Origin of the sequence: Mesorhizobium sp. M0894, assembly GCF_040319725.1 — a bacterium.
Classification (GTDB): Bacteria; Pseudomonadota; Alphaproteobacteria; order Rhizobiales; family Rhizobiaceae; genus Mesorhizobium.
In genome coordinates, this window is the sequence record NZ_JAMYOG010000007.1 from 174,003 (window position 1) to 188,101 (window position 14,099).

16 protein-coding genes are annotated in these 14,099 nt (G+C 63.2%); 8 read left to right on the forward strand and 8 right to left on the reverse strand.

The annotated features are described in order from the left end of the window. Nucleotides 1–6: 6 nt before the first annotated feature. Genes NKH91_RS16180 through NKH91_RS16205 form a run of 6 tightly spaced genes read left to right on the forward strand, consistent with a single transcriptional unit; the run spans nt 7 to nt 4,380 of the window. Nucleotides 7–744 carry a GntR family transcriptional regulator gene (locus tag NKH91_RS16180; protein WP_084642406.1) on the forward strand — a complete coding sequence of 246 codons (738 nt, stop codon included), beginning with the start codon at nt 7–9 and terminating at the stop codon, nt 742–744. Further along, nucleotides 741–1,229 (forward strand): DUF3830 family protein, encoded by a 489-nt coding sequence (locus NKH91_RS16185; RefSeq protein ID WP_352482754.1) that lies wholly within the window; start codon nt 741–743, stop codon nt 1,227–1,229. The genes NKH91_RS16180 and NKH91_RS16185 overlap by 4 nt, the downstream gene beginning before the upstream one ends. Further along, nucleotides 1,230–1,583, forward strand: a complete 354-nt coding sequence (locus NKH91_RS16190) for a TIGR04076 family protein (RefSeq protein ID WP_352482752.1) — start codon at nt 1,230–1,232, stop codon at nt 1,581–1,583. Continuing rightward, nucleotides 1,580–2,635, forward strand: coding sequence for an aldo/keto reductase (locus NKH91_RS16195; RefSeq protein WP_352638981.1), 1,056 nt, complete (start codon nt 1,580–1,582; stop codon nt 2,633–2,635). Before NKH91_RS16190 ends, NKH91_RS16195 begins: the two co-directional genes overlap by 4 nt. Nucleotides 2,636–2,643: 8 nt before the next feature. After that, nucleotides 2,644–3,072: a DUF4440 domain-containing protein gene (locus tag NKH91_RS16200; RefSeq protein ID WP_023716686.1), complete on the forward strand. Its 429-nt coding sequence runs from the start codon at nt 2,644–2,646 to the stop codon at nt 3,070–3,072. A gap of 48 nt (nt 3,073–3,120) precedes the next feature. Continuing rightward, a complete protein-coding gene (locus NKH91_RS16205; protein WP_023716687.1) occupies nt 3,121–4,380 on the forward strand; it encodes an ABC transporter substrate-binding protein in 1,260 nt (419 codons plus the stop codon). Between the two features lie 74 nt (nt 4,381–4,454). On the opposite strand, the gene NKH91_RS16210 is transcribed toward NKH91_RS16205, so the two are convergent. From NKH91_RS16210 to NKH91_RS16220, 3 genes are all read right to left on the reverse strand, one after another. Further along, nucleotides 4,455–5,372 (reverse strand): sigma-70 family RNA polymerase sigma factor, encoded by a 918-nt coding sequence (locus NKH91_RS16210; protein WP_352482747.1) that lies wholly within the window; start codon nt 5,370–5,372, stop codon nt 4,455–4,457. A 22-nt stretch (nt 5,373–5,394) separates the two neighbouring features. Then, entirely contained in the window at nt 5,395–5,934 is a 540-nt protein-coding gene (locus NKH91_RS16215; protein WP_023716688.1) for a dihydrofolate reductase family protein, read from the reverse strand. 138 nt (nt 5,935–6,072) lie between these two features. Continuing rightward, on the reverse strand, nt 6,073–6,612 hold the full coding sequence (locus NKH91_RS16220; protein WP_352482745.1) for an Lrp/AsnC family transcriptional regulator: 540 nt from the start codon (nt 6,610–6,612) through the stop codon (nt 6,073–6,075). 48 nt (nt 6,613–6,660) lie between these two features. Between NKH91_RS16220 and NKH91_RS16225 the strand changes: the two genes are divergently transcribed. After that, complete coding sequence (locus tag NKH91_RS16225) at nt 6,661–7,842, forward strand: MFS transporter (protein WP_023716690.1); 1,182 nt, start codon at nt 6,661–6,663, stop codon at nt 7,840–7,842. 49 nt (nt 7,843–7,891) lie between these two features. Then, complete coding sequence (locus NKH91_RS16230) at nt 7,892–8,320, forward strand: GNAT family N-acetyltransferase (RefSeq protein WP_352482743.1); 429 nt, start codon at nt 7,892–7,894, stop codon at nt 8,318–8,320. Here the strand turns inward: NKH91_RS16230 and NKH91_RS16235 are convergent, their stop codons facing one another. The 5 genes from NKH91_RS16235 to NKH91_RS16255 all read right to left on the reverse strand — a co-directional run bounded on the left by NKH91_RS16235 (nt 8,321) and on the right by NKH91_RS16255 (nt 14,068). Beyond that, the gene (locus tag NKH91_RS16235; RefSeq protein WP_352884717.1) at nt 8,321–9,445 is read right to left on the reverse strand and encodes an anhydro-N-acetylmuramic acid kinase; all 1,125 of its coding nucleotides are present in this window, start codon (nt 9,443–9,445) and stop codon (nt 8,321–8,323) included. A gap of 5 nt (nt 9,446–9,450) precedes the next feature. Then, the gene (locus NKH91_RS16240; protein WP_352884716.1) at nt 9,451–10,452 is read right to left on the reverse strand and encodes a serine hydrolase domain-containing protein; all 1,002 of its coding nucleotides are present in this window, start codon (nt 10,450–10,452) and stop codon (nt 9,451–9,453) included. Nucleotides 10,453–10,524: 72 nt separating this feature from the next. After that, entirely contained in the window at nt 10,525–12,273 is a 1,749-nt protein-coding gene (locus tag NKH91_RS16245; RefSeq protein WP_352638987.1) for an ABC transporter ATP-binding protein, read from the reverse strand. Further along, a complete protein-coding gene (locus NKH91_RS16250) occupies nt 12,270–13,109 on the reverse strand; it encodes an ABC transporter permease (protein WP_352638988.1) in 840 nt (279 codons plus the stop codon). Before NKH91_RS16250 ends, NKH91_RS16245 begins: the two co-directional genes overlap by 4 nt. Further along, complete coding sequence (locus NKH91_RS16255) at nt 13,109–14,068, reverse strand: ABC transporter permease (protein ID WP_352638989.1); 960 nt, start codon at nt 14,066–14,068, stop codon at nt 13,109–13,111. The genes NKH91_RS16250 and NKH91_RS16255 overlap by 1 nt, the downstream gene beginning before the upstream one ends. Between the last annotated feature and the right edge of the window lie 31 nt (nt 14,069–14,099).

Here is a 14,099-nt window from a genome sequence, read left to right on the forward strand (position 1 = left end):
AACGCCATGCAGAAGGCCGCCATCGAACGGAATAACGAAACGATCGCAGCCCAGCTTACGCCGGTCGGCCGCGAAACCGTGCAGGATCGCGTCTATTCGGAGCTGCGCCGTGCCTTGATCGGCGGCCTTTTTGAGCCGAGTCAGGTGCTGACCATCCGTGGCCTCGCCGACGCGCTGATCACCAGTACCATGCCGGTGCGTGAGGCGCTCGGGCGGTTGATCACCGAGAAGGCGCTGGAGGCGCTTCCCAACCGCTCGGTGCGCGTGCCGCCGATCACGCTGGAGCGTATCGACGACCTCTTGCGCGCCCGCTCCCTCATAGAGGGCGAAGCGATAGCACTTGCCGCTACACGCATGAATTCGCGCCAGATAGCCACGGTCGAAGCCATGCTGGGCCAATGGGACGAGATGCGGGCGCTGAAGCACAAGAAGGATATCGACCGCGAGGCGACGCTCAACCAGAGCTTCCACTTCGAGATCTACCGATGCTGTGGCTCCGCCGTGCTGATCCCGATGATCGAGAGCCTGTGGCTGCAATCCGGGCCGTGCATTCGCGTGGCCATTTACGCATTTTCCGATGCCGGTGAAGTCGATACCGCCCACTACCATCGTAGTATCGTCGCAGCGCTTTCCAGGCAGGATGCCCAGGCAGCGCGCGAGGCGCTGGTGGCGGACATCAGCCGGCCCTTCGCCTTCCTGCGCGACAAGCTCCAATCCGCAAGCAAAGAAGGATTGAGGGCATGACGACGCCTGGCATCAGGATCACCGAGCCACGCTCGAAGCTTTCCGTGACCGCGCTGCTGTTGCCTGAAAAGGCGCCCGACAACGCCGCCTTCCTGCTGGCCTATCTCGAGCAGCCGCGCGTCGTTGCCGGCATCCATGCGATGTGGACCGGGCCGGAAATCTCCTGCCCGGTTCCATCAGCCGAACTTGAGGGCCAAACCTATGCCAGGCCCTTGCCGGCGGAGAACGCAACGCTAACGCCGCAGCCGGGTGACATCGTGTTGTCCTACGTGCCGCCGCGCATGTGGGGCGGCAACCCGAATGCCATCTTCGACATCGGCTTGTTTTATGGACCGGGCGCGCGCTTGCTGTTCCCGATCGGCTGGCTTGCCGGAAGCGTCGTCGCGCAGGTGCGTCCCGAAGAGCGCGATCAATTCGCTGCCGCCTGTGGCGCGATCCGCCGCAACGGCGCCTGTGACATCACCTTCACCCGGGTGGAGATCTGAATGGCCGACGACAGTTTCGAACTCTTCGACCTTCGCGTCGAGGCGGTCGTCCCCGAGGGCAAGCCGATCTATTGCGGTGCCAAGGCCGGCGACTATTTCGAGTTGAAGGGCGAGATGCTGTCGATGCCGACGGGGCAGGGCTTCTCGATCTATTCCATTGCGGCAGTGTTGCCGCTTCTGGCCGCAAAGCAACGCCCGACCCACAGGAACGACTGGATGACTTCGGATGCCGAGATCGCCTGTCCAGATCCCAATTGCGCCAGCCGGCTCAGGATCGTCAGGACCGGCAAGCGGTGGTTCAGTCATTCAGAAACCACGGCTGTGCCGCTGCCCAAGGAGACTGACCAGAGATGACCGCCAAGGCGTTCGAGCTCAGCCCCGGCTACACGATCTCGCGCGTCATTCGTGGCGGCTGGCAGCTTGCCGGCGGGCACGGCGCGATCGACCGCCAACAGGCGGTAACCGACCTGATCGCCACGTTCGACGCCGGCATCGGGACCTATGACTGTGCCGACATCTATACCGGCGTCGAGGAACTGATCGGTGCCGCGCGCCTGCGGCTTGCCAATGAGCGCGGCCTCGACGCCGCCGCCAAGATGAAGGTGCACACCAAGCTGGTGCCTGACCTCGAAAGGCTTTCCAGCATCAGCCGCGACTACATCAGCAGCATCGTCGACCAGTCGCTGCGGCGGCTGAAGACCGAGCGGCTCGATCTCGTTCAGTTCCATTGGTGGGACTATGCGCTGCCGGGCTACGTCGATGCGATGGGCTGGCTCAACGACCTGCGTCTCCGAGGCAAGGTGCGCAACATCGGCACCACAAATTTCGACACGCCGCGGCTGGCCGAGATCCTGGCCGCCGGCGTGCCGCTGGTCAGCCAACAGCTGCAATACTCGGTACTCGACCAGCGGCCGGCCAACAGCCTTGCGGCGCTCGCCAGCCAGCACGGCGTCAGTTTCCTCTGCTACGGTTCGGTGGCGGGCGGCTTCCTCAGCGAAAAATGGCTAGGCGTTGCCGAGCCACAAACGCCACTCGAAAACCGGTCGCTGGTCAAATACAAGCTGATCATCGACGACTTTGGCGATTGGGAGCTTTTCCAGGAGTTGCTTCACACACTGAAGGCCGTCGCCGACCACCACGGCGTCGACATCGCCACCATCGCCAGCGCCTGGGTGCTGGAGCAGCCGCAAGTGGCGGCCGTCATCGTCGGCGCCCGCAACCAGGCGCACGCCCTTGCCAATGCCAGAATCATGGACATCGCGCTCGATGCCGACGACCGGGCGAGGATCGCTGCCGTGATCGCGCAAAGCCGTGGGCCGCTGGGCGACGTCTACACATTGGAACGCGACCGTCACGGCCGCCACGGCTCGATCATGCATTACAATTTGAATGCAGGCAGGAAATGAGCGCGGCCATGGACGAGAAGCCCTCCTTGCTTTCCCGCGCCAGTGCCGAAGTGGTCGATCTCCACCGCTTCTTCGTCGACTGGTTCAATGCGGCGAGTGCGGACAATGCAGATTTCAGCCGCTTCGAACGCGTCATGGGCGAAGGCTTCTGCATGGTTGCGCCGGACGGTCAGGTCCTCGATCGTGACGCGGTGCTCGACCATGTCAGGGCAAGCCGCGCCACCTCTGATGGCGATTTCAGTATCTCGATCGAGGATATCCGGGCCGGCTGGCAGTCAGACGACACGATCGTCGTCTGTTACATCGAAGCACAGCAGCGCGGGGGCAAGCACAGCCGCCGCCGCTCGAGTGCGGTCTTCACCACCAGCTCATCGGCGCCCAACGGCGTCGAATGGCGACATCTGCATGAAACCTGGCTGCAGATGCCGGAAGACTGAACAGGCTCAAGGCGTCAATGAGAGTCGTGTAACGAAAGGGGAACAACAATGAAAAAGACCATACTTCAGATCACCACTGCGCTGGCTCTGGTGACAGCGGCCGGTGCAGCGCAGGCCGCGGATTGCAAGATCACGGTCGGCCTCGTCATGGAACTGACCGGTCCCGCCGGCGAATACGGCCAGGCCGGCGCAAAATCGGTCGAAATGGCCTTCCGCGATATCAACGAGGCGGGCGGCGTGCGCGGCTGCGACCTAGCAACCGACACCCGCGACAGCCAGAGCCAAGGCAACATCGCGGTCGATGCCGCGACACAACTCGTGCAGGTCAAGAAGGTGCCGGTGATCATCGGCGGCATCATTTCCTCGGTGTCGATCCCGATCCTGACCTCGGTCACCGCTCCGGCCAAGATCGTCCAGGTGTCGCCTGCTTCCTCGTCGCCGACGCTGACGGCGCTTGGGCGCGACGGCAAGACCAACGGCATCTTCTTCCGCACCATCACATCTGATGCGCTGCAGGGTGTCGCTGCCGCCAAATACGCCATCGACAAGGGTTTCAAGAAGCTGTCGGTCATCCACGTCAACAACGACTTCGGCGTTAACATGGTGGCGGAATTCTCACGCGCCTATAAGGCGCTCGGCGGCACCATCGTCTCCGACACGCCCTACAATGAAAAGCAGTCGAGCTATGCCTCGGAAGTGACCGCGGCGATGGCCGGCGAACCGGACGGGCTTTATCTCGTCAGCACGCCTGTCGACGGCGCGACCATCGCCCGCACCTGGATTTCGCAGGGCGGTGTCCAGAAGTTCCTGCTCAATGACGGCATGAACAGCCCGGACTTCATCGAATCCGTTGGCGCGGATTACCTGAAGGATGCGTACGGCACTTCCTCCGGCACCAGCCCGACCGCATCGACCGAGTATTTCACCAAAAACTACAAGGAATTTTCGGGCATCGAACCCTCGAACCCGGCGGCCGATCGATCCTATGATGCCGGCGCCATCGTCGGCTTGGCCATCGCCATTGCCGGCTCTGAGGATCCGGCCAAGATCAAGGACGCGATGTACAAGGCGGTCGACCCGGCCGGCACGCCGATCTATGCCGGCAAGGACGAGTTCGCCAAGGCGCTCGGCCTGATCAAGGAGGGCAAGCCGATCCGCTACGAAGGCGTCATCGGTCCGGTCGCCTTCGATAAGTATGGCGACATCACCGGCCCGTTCCGGCTCTGGAAGATCGTCGACGGCAAGGTGACGACCGACGGCGAAATGACGACGGATGACGTCAACGCCTTGCAGGCGAAACTTCAGTAAGCGCCTATGCCCCGTCCGGCATCGATCCCATTTCATTGAGGTCGATGCCGGACACTTGCAGGTCCTGCTGCCGGTTAGGCCGGCCCGGAAACGACCACCGCACCAGCGGCCGGCATGATCCAGGGGCAGGCATAGTAATCGGTGACGCGATTTATGATCCCGCCAGCGGCTTCGATCCGAACCGGATGGGCCGGCTTCCAACCGTCTTCGCCATGGTGAAGCACGAGCAGCACCGCCTCGCTATCGATTATGCCAATCGCCATTTTCCAGGTCGTCGAGGCTCTTTCGTATTCAACGAAGTAAGGTGATTCCGATAGCCTTCCCTTGAAGCAATCCGCGACTTGCAATTGGGCATCCGCGCTGGTCAGCGCCCGTACCCCGTCCCAGTCGCGGCGATTGAACAGTTCGACATAGCGGCTGAGCAATTCCAGAAGTTCCGGATCGCGCTGGGGCTCCGAACGGACGATTGGCTCGCCTGACAAGGCGGCCAATTTGGAGCGGCCACGGCTCAACGCGGCCTTGACGCCACCCACGGTCGAGCCGACGAGATCGGCGATCTCTTCCAGCGAATAGTCGAAGACATCCTTGAGCAGGACGCAGGCGCGTTCCTTGGGCGGCAGGTGGATAACCAGCCGTTCGATCGCGCGATCCGCGCCGTTGCCCACCGGCTCGACCGGCAGGATGATCTCGTCTTCGACGAAATTGGCCTCCGCATGCTGACGCACCTGCCGGCTTCGCAGGAAATCGATGCAGCGATTATGTGCAATGCGAAACAGCCAGGGGCGAAGAGCACTCGCATCGTCCAGCTTCTCGATCTTCCGATAGGCCTCGAACAGCGCCTCTTGCATCACGTCTTCGGCGTCGAGCGTCGAACCGGTCATGCGTGCACAGTAGCGGTGCAGCCGCCCACGCAAATGCGCGACTGTCTCCAGGAAGCCGGCGTAGCGGACGTCGAAAAGCCCGGTCGGGTCAAGTCTTGGCTGCATCTTCATGGGCATTCAATTCGGCGGCGGATCACAGCGGGACATAGGTCAGCGTAATGACGCCGTTCTTGAAACGGTGCGTATCTATAAGCTCCAGCTTGACCAGGGATGGGTCGACATCCTGGAAAGCGCGTTTGCCATGCCCGACGCGGGTCGGCACGATCGAGAGTTGATACTCGTCGACAAGCCTGTTGGCGAGCAGCGTCTGGTCGAGATTGCTCACTCCATACTTCAGTATGTTGCCGCCGGCCTGTTGCTTGATCCTGGCAATTTCGGCAGCGACGTCGCCTTCGATCAGCGATGCGTTCCAGCTCACCTCCTTGAGGCTGCGCGACGCAACGAGCTTCTTCAGTCCGTTCATGCGGTCCATGTACTTGCTGCCTTTGACCTGCGGCCAGCGCGCCGAAAACATTTCATAGGTGATGCGGCCGAGTAGGAAAAAATCGGCCTCGCCGGCCTTTTCATAGGAGTGCTCCTTCATCTCCTCGTCGAAGAAGGGCGAGGCCCATTCCATTGGCGCTTCGATGACGCCGTCCAGCGAAATGAAGCTGCCCACGATCAATTTTCTCATCGCATATCTCCGGTTGCGCACAGGCGTCCCGTGAGACCCAAGAACCGGCGAAAACGAAACGGCCCGATGGATAACCACAGGATGCAGTCTCTAGGACGTTCCCGGTTCGACTTTGGATACGCGTGAGGATCGTTTGAGTTAATAGAGCGGCTTGGCCATGTGCCGGGGCGTCGGCCACTCCGTCGTAATCCCCGGCTGCACTGGCCGCTCCAGATAGGTCGATAGCACCACGTAACTTCGCGTCGAGGTGACGCCGGGTGTTTCGTAGAGGCGCGACAGCAGGCCTTCGAGCGCCCGCGTATCCTCGGTGCGGACCTTGATCAGCATGCATGTGTCGCCGGCCACCGAATGGATCTCCTCGACTTCGGGATGTTCGGAAATCGCCATCAGCTCCGGCGTCTTTCCCCACCCCTTGGTATCGATATGGACGAAGGCGAGCAGCGGCTTGTGTACCGCCTTGGGATCGATGATGGCCGCGGTGTTGCGGATGGCGCCACTCCGCCGCAGGCGTTTGACGCGTTCATGGACTGCCGGCGGCGAAAGGCCGACGCGGTCGCCGAGCTCGGCATAGCTGATCGTCGCGTCGTCGACCAGGACGCCTAATATTTTTCGGTCGATTGCATCGATATCGCGGGCGGCAGGCCTGTTCTGCGGAATGCCATCTGTTTCTTCATCCATATTAAAATTCCCGATTGATGCAGAATTTAATACGGCCATTATTGCCATATGTCGAACAGTGATCAAGTCGCCACATTCGCAGCGGCCCCCAAGCCGCCAATCCCGGCACTCGCTTACCTGCTGACCGGGTGCATTGCCGTGATCGGCTCGAACTCGCTTGTGCTCGGTCCGATTGCACCGGCGGTGGCCGCGTCGTTCGGCACAAGCGTGCCGGCGGTCATGATCGCGTCCGCCGCGTTCGGGCTCGGTACGTCGGCAAGCGCCTTGTTCCTGGCGCGCTACATCGACCGGCTCGGCGCCCGCCGCATGCTGCAGGGAGCGTTGCTGCTGCTGGCAATAGCGCTCGTCGCCAGCGCTGCGGCGCCGACGGTGACGGCGCTGGTCGCGGCCCAGCTTCTCGCCGGCATTGCTGCGGGTGTCGCCATGCCGGCAATCTATGCCAGCTCCGCCGCGATTGCGCCGCCCGGTCGTGAAAGCGGGACCATCGGCGTCGTGCTGACCGGCTGGACGCTGAGCATGGTCGCCGGCGTTTCGCTGTCGGCCGTACTTGCCGACCTGGTGCATTGGCGCGCCGTGTTCGCGGCGGTCGCGGTGCTCGCAACACTCGCATTGGCCAGCCTCACGTTGACGTTGCTCAGCGACGTCAGGAAGAGCGGTCCGGCACCGACGCCGCTGGGCGCCTTGGGTGTTCCCGGCATAGTGCCGCTTCTGGTCGCCTGCGCCGCCTTCATGACGGCGTTTTATGGCGTCTATGGCTATCTCGGCGATCACCTTCACAACGGCCTGGGACGGCCGGTCAGTGCCAACGGGCTGGCCGCGCTCGCCTATGGCGCCGGCTTTGGCACGGCGGCACTTCTTGACGGCGTCATCGATCGTCTGGGCGCGCGGCGGGTCATGCCGTTTGCCTATCTGCTCGTCGCGCTCGTCTATGTCGCGATTGCTGCGGCAAGTGGCAGCTTCGGCCTGACCATAGCGATGATAGCCGTCTGGGGCCTTGCCAATCATTTCGGGCTGAACGTCCTGGTGATGCGCCTATCGGCGCTCGACCCTGCGCGCCGCGGCACGATCATGGGTTTGAACAGCGCGGTGACCTATCTCGCGGTGTTCGTCGGCACCACGGCGTTCGGGCCGCTTTATTCCACGTTCGGGTTTGCGGCATCGGCGGTGGTTGCAGCCTTGCTCATGCTGATCGCTGCTGCGGCAGCGGCGTGGCGTTCGCCGAAGCTATAGCGCAGCAAGGCTTGCGTCTCGGCCCGGTCCTTCGATAGATGCTCGTTGGATGGACAATACAACGCTTGAGACAACCGCCAATCCCTTGCCGCACGAGCTGGCTTTTCTTGGAGAGCGGCTTGCGGCGTTCAACGACAGCGATGTCGGCGCCTCCGGCAGGAAGACATTGGCCGTGTTCGTGCGCGATGAGCACGGCGCGATTGTCGCCGGCATCTCGGGATACACCGCCTGGGGCTGGCTCTATGTGCAATGGCTCTGGGTCGATGAAAAGCTGCGCGGCCAGCGCATGGCCGGCCGGATGCTCGAGGCAGCCGAGAGGGAGGCGATGGCGCGCGGCTGTCACGGCGCCTGGATCGACACGTTCAATCCCAAGGCCGCCAAGGCCTATGAGCGCCAAGGTTATCGACCGTTCGGTGCGCTCGCCGACTTTCCCATTGGCCGAAGCCGTATCTTCCTGCAGAAGAAATTGGTGGCTTAACTAGCCGGCAAGGCGTCCGCCGCACATCGGCTGTGGCACGCCGGTCGTGCTGGGGAAGCTGATCGGCAAGCCCCTAAGCACGCGCACAGCCAGGAAGGCAAAACACTCCGCCTCCACCGCGTCGCCCTTCCAGCCAAGCGCCTCCGCCGGCACGGCTTCGACGCCGGCGCGGCTGGCAAGCATGGCCATGATCGTTGGGTTGTGGCGACCGCCACCGCTGACCACCAGCCGCTTCGGCCGGCGCGGCAGAAGATCGAGCGCCTTGCCGACCGCGGCCGCGGTGAAGGCCGTCAGCAGGGCAGCGCCATCCTCGGCATTCATCCCGTCCGCCATCGAGGCGCCGAAATCGAAACGGTCCAGCGATTTCGGGTATGGCTTGGTCAAGTACGGGTGCTGCAGGAGCTTGGCCAACCGTGCCTCATCGACCGTCCCGACGCGAGCCAGCGCGCCGTCGCGGTCCATTTCGCCAAGCCCCTTCGACTTGATGAAGTCGTTCAGCGGCGCGTTGGCGGGTCCGGTATCGAAAGCGATGACATTGTCCTTGCCGTCCCACCAGGTGATGTTGGCGACGCCGCCGAGATTGAGCACCGCCGTGTCGCCGCTGGCATCGGCTTCGCGCAGCAGCGCGGCGTGATAGGCCGCCGACAGCGGCGCGCCCTGGCCGCCGGCGCGCATGTCGGCCGAGCGGAAGTCATAGGCGACCTTGGTGCCCAGGATGGCATGCATCAGCTCGCCATCGCCGAGCTGGCGACTCTGGCCCAGTCGGCCTACCTGCGGGGCACGGTGCAGCACGGTCTGGCCATGAAAGCCGACGACGCCGATGTCGGCCATGGTCAGGCCGTGGCTTTCGACAAGATCCTTGACCGCCGCAGACTGGGCGCGCGTCAGCGCCTCCTCTGCCTCGTGGAAGATTGCCGGTTCCGGCCCGGTGAAATTCCAGTTCCTTGCCTGCCTAAGCGTCTCTTCCAGCAAGGTCTGGATCGACTGCGGGTAGGGGGCCAGCGTGTAGGTGCCGAAATCCGCGATCCGCTCGCCGTCGGTCTTGATCAGCGCGACGTCGATATTGCCGTCCAGCACGGTGCCGGTCATCAAGCCGACGGCCCACATTGATTCGCCATTTTTCATGATTGTCAGGCTCCGTTGACGAGATCGCCGACCGCTTGGCGAAGCGCTGCGATCCCGCTGTTGAAATGACGTGTCGGATGGATCCGGTTGGTGAGCAAGGTCCACGCTCTGCTTTTGTCGAAGTCGACCCAAAGCCCGGTGCCGGTGAAGCCGGTATGCCCGATGGTTTCGGGGCTGCACAGCCGGCCGCCGGACCAGCCTTCGTAGGGTCGCTCCCAGCCATGGGTGCGGGTTGCCGACAAGGGCGTGCGCATCAGCGCTATCGAACGCTGCGACGCGCCGGTCCCGTCCAGCAGCCCTCGCGCAAAGTCGAGGACCGAAGCTGCCGTTCCGAACAGCCCGGCGTGACCGGCCCCTTGCAATGCCGAGCAATTGTCGTCGTGGACCTCGCCTGACAGCACGCGATGGCGCCATGTGCAATCTTCTGTGGCCGCCGCTTGACCCGGTTCGGCGGAGAACGCGAAGCCCGGACCGGGATCCATATCGCGAATGGTCTTGCCGGACAGGCGCTCCAGGACGAAGCCGAGCAGAATGAAGTTGATATCGGAATAGACCGGCTCCCCGACCTGCCACTCGCGCTGCAAGACAAAGGCGCGCAACAGCTCGGGGTCACGCCCATAGGTGTAGATCGGCGCGACGGCGGGAAACGGTGTCTGATGGCCGAGACACTGGCGAAACGTCACCGTCCGCTCCCAGGCTTTTTCGTCATATTGGCGAAGGTCGGGCAGGACCGAAATCAGCGGCGCGTCGAGGTCGATGACGCCTTCTTCCGCCAGTGCCAATATAGGCGGCGTGCTGAAGATGATTTTTGTCAGGGATGCCAGATCGAACCAGGTTTCGGCATGCATCGGCCGCACCTTCGGCACCCGCTGGGCCGAGCCGATTGCCCGGACGACGCGTTGGCCGTCCCGGTCGACCATGCCGAGCACGCCGCCGGGAATGCGCGACGCAGCCACCGCCGCTTCGAGTGGGCCAAACGCCCGGTCGAAAAGATCATGGTCGATCAATTGCGGCCTCCGTCTGAAAAGCAGCGATCCGTCCCACTCCCTCTGGCCTTGCATCCGTCTGGGCGACAATCATCACACTTCCACCCGTACTCTATGATCCGGCCCGAACTGCTGCCATTTTGCCGGGCCCGGCTCAAATCCCAGCGGACGCACGAGCGAGGGAACCTGGCGCGTGTCCAGCTCGAAACGTTCATACCGCCGGTCTATGGTGGGAACGGCCGCGATAAGCTGTTTGGTATAGGAGTGCTTCGGCTCCGAGAGCACCAATCTGGCATCGCCGATCTCGACGATCTGGCCGGCATAGATGACCGCGATGCGATGGGCGATCCGCTCGACCACAGCCATGTCATGCGAGATGAACAGATAGGCCAGCCCGAATTCACTCTGTAGCTCGATCAAAAGCTCCAGCACTCTGGCCTGCACCGATACGTCGAGCGCCGAAACCGCTTCGTCGAGGACGACAACGGAGGGATTGAGCATCAGCGCACGGGCAATGCACAGCCGTTGGCGTTGGCCGCCGGAGAATTCGTGCGGATAACGCTGCAGGCTGTTTTCCGGCAGGCCGACGCGGTTCAGCAGCGCGGCCATTTTCGCTCGCGTCTCAGCAGTTATCCGCCCGCCCGTGGCGATCACCGGTTCCGCAAGAATGCCTTCGATGGCGAGCCTGGGATTAAGCGAGCCATAGGGATTCTGGAACACCATCTGCACGGGAAGGGCGCTCTGCCCGGCGGCGGCCGTGCGCGTGCTGGCCGAGATTGTGCCGCGCGTCGAGCGCACCAGCCCCAGAATCGCACGGGCGGCGGTGGATTTTCCGGAACCGCTCTCGCCGACGACGGCCAATGTTTCGCCCGGCATCAAGTCGAAATCCACACCGTCCACCGCGTGCACGGCACCGCTGGCGCGGCTGAAAAACCCACCCTTGACGGGAAATCGCACCACGAGGCCATCGACCTTCAGCGCCGGCTCGGTAGCTTTTTGCTTTTCGCGTTGCATGTCTTTGCGTGTCGCACTGCCGCCGGCGAAATGCGGCACCGCATGAAGCAGATGCCGCGTATAGGGATGCCGCGGCTCATCCAATATCTGATTCAGCGCGCCCTGCTCGACAGCTTCTCCGCTTTGCATCACCATGAACTTGTCGGCGATGCCTGCAACCAGACCGATATCGTGGGTGATGAAGATCATCGACATCCCGGTTTCCTGCTTCAACTCGGCGAGCAACGCCATGATCTGCGCCTGCACCGTAACATCCAGCGCCGTCGTTGGCTCGTCGGCAATGAGCAGGCGCGGGTTGCAGGCGAGCGCCATGGCGATCATCACCCGCTGCAGCATGCCGCCCGAAAGCTGGTTGGGCGTGTATTTCAGCCGCCGTGCTGCGTCGGGAATGCGCACACGGTCGAGCGCGTCCTTGGCCGCCGCCGTCGCTTGCCGGCCGGTCAGGCCGCGATGCAGGCGAAACGACTCCTCGATCTGCCTGCCGATGGTCAGCACCGGATTGAGCGAGGTCATCGGCTCCTGGAAGATCATGCCGATTTCGCCGCCGCGGATCTTGGTCAGCTGCGGCTCGGCCGCGGCGGTCAGGTCGAACATGCTGCCGTCGGCCCGCTTCAGCTTGATCGAGCCCGCGGTGATGCGGCCGCCGCCATAATCGACAAGGCGATTGATCGAGAGCGCCGTCACCGATTTGCCCGAGCCGCTTTCGCCGACGATGGCCAGCGTTTCGCCGTCAGCGAGATCGAAGCTGACGCCGCGCACGACCTCATTGGCTGACGGCTTTCGGCCGAAGCCGACGCGCAAACCGCTGACGGACAGCAGCGGGATCATGCGATCGATCTCCGCGTCTTCGGGTCGAGGACATCGCGCAACGCATCGCCGAGCAGGTTGAAACCGAGGATGCTGATCATGATCGCCACCCCCGGGAAGATCATCAACCAGGGAGCCGTCTCCATCAGATTGCGGCTGTCGCTCAACATCAAGCCGAGCGACGCGGCGGGCGGCTGGGTGCCGAGCCCGAGGAAGCTCAAGCCGGCTTCGGTGAGCAGGGCCCAGGCCAGCGCCAGCGTCACCTGAACCGTCAACGGCGCGACCAGATTGAGCAGCAGATGCCGTGTCAAGATGTAGCTCGAGCTGCTGCCGAACGTGCGGGCCGCGTCGACGAACTCGCGCGCTTTCAGCGACAGAGCCGGGCCGCGCACCACGCGCGTGAAGATCGGCGTGTAGACGATGGCAATGGCGACGACGCTGGTCCAGGTTCCCGGTCCCGCAACCGCGACGATCAGCAGCGCCAGCAGGATCGCCGGGAATGCCAGCAGCACATCCATGATGCGCATCACCAGGCCGTCCCAGCGGCGTCCGAACCAGGCTGCCGCCAGCCCGAGCACGGTGCCGGCCAGCGTCGCGAAGGCGACCGAAAAAAAGGCCACCAGGAAGGACTGGCCGATCCCGGTCATCAGCCGACTTGCGACATCGCGGCCGAACAGATCCGTGCCCATCCAGTACGTGCTGTCAGGCGCATGCAGCCGCTCGACCCGGTGCTGCGTCAGCGGATTGTCCGGCGTCAGCCCCAGCATGCTAAGTACGGCAAGCAGCAGATAAAGCGCAACGATGGCACCGCCGATGCGGCCGCTGGTGTGCGCAAGTATAGCCCGCAATGTCGCCATCAGTATTCGCTTAGCCGAATGCGCGGGTCGAGCGCGACATAGGCGAGGTCGACGAGGAGATTGACGATCATGAAGTTGAAGGCGATGAACAGCACGCTTCCCTGCACCAGCGCGTAGTCGCGCTGCAGGATGGCATCCAGCACCATGCGGCCGAGACCGGGCAGTGCATAGATCTGCTCGACGATGACTGCCCCGCCCAGGAGATAGCCGAACTCTATGCCGCTCAGCGTCACGACCGGGATGAGCGCATTGGGCAAAGCATGCCGCCAGATGACGCCGCGCGCCGAAACGCCCTTGCTGCGCGCCGTCCTCACATAGTCGTCGCTCAGCACATCGAGCATCGCCGAACGCGATATACGGGTGACCGACGCCGCGAAGGCGAAACCGAGCGTGACGGCCGGCAGCAACAACTGGCCGATATTGCGCAGAGGATCCCGCCACAGCGGCGAAAACTCGCCCATCGCCGGCAAAACGCCAAACCCCGCCGACAGCGTGTAGATGATCAGCAGTGCAAGGACGAAGTTCGGCGTCGATTGTCCGATCATTGCGACAACGCGCACGCCGAGATCGGAAAGCTTCTCATTGTGGGTGGCGGCAAAGATCCCGGCCGGCATGCCGACGACAAGGGCGATGATCATCGACAGCAGCGCAAGCTCCAGCGTCAGCGGGAAGCGTTCGAGGATGACGCCGAGCACCGGCCTGCCATAGGTGGACGAAATGCCGAGATTGCCTTGGAAAAGACCAAGCAGCCAGCGCCAGTACTGAATGAACCAGGACTGGTCGATGCCGAAATAGGCCGCAAGCGCGTCGCGCTGAGGAGGCGTCAGCAGGCCGGCTTCGGTTCCCAGCATTGCCGTGATCGAATCGCCCGGAACCATCCGGATCGCCAGGAACACCACGATGGACACGCCAAGCAGGACGAGAGGGAAGGTCGCCAGTCGCCGCATCAGATAGTTCACGCGAATAATATCCTCTCGTCCGGCATCGAAG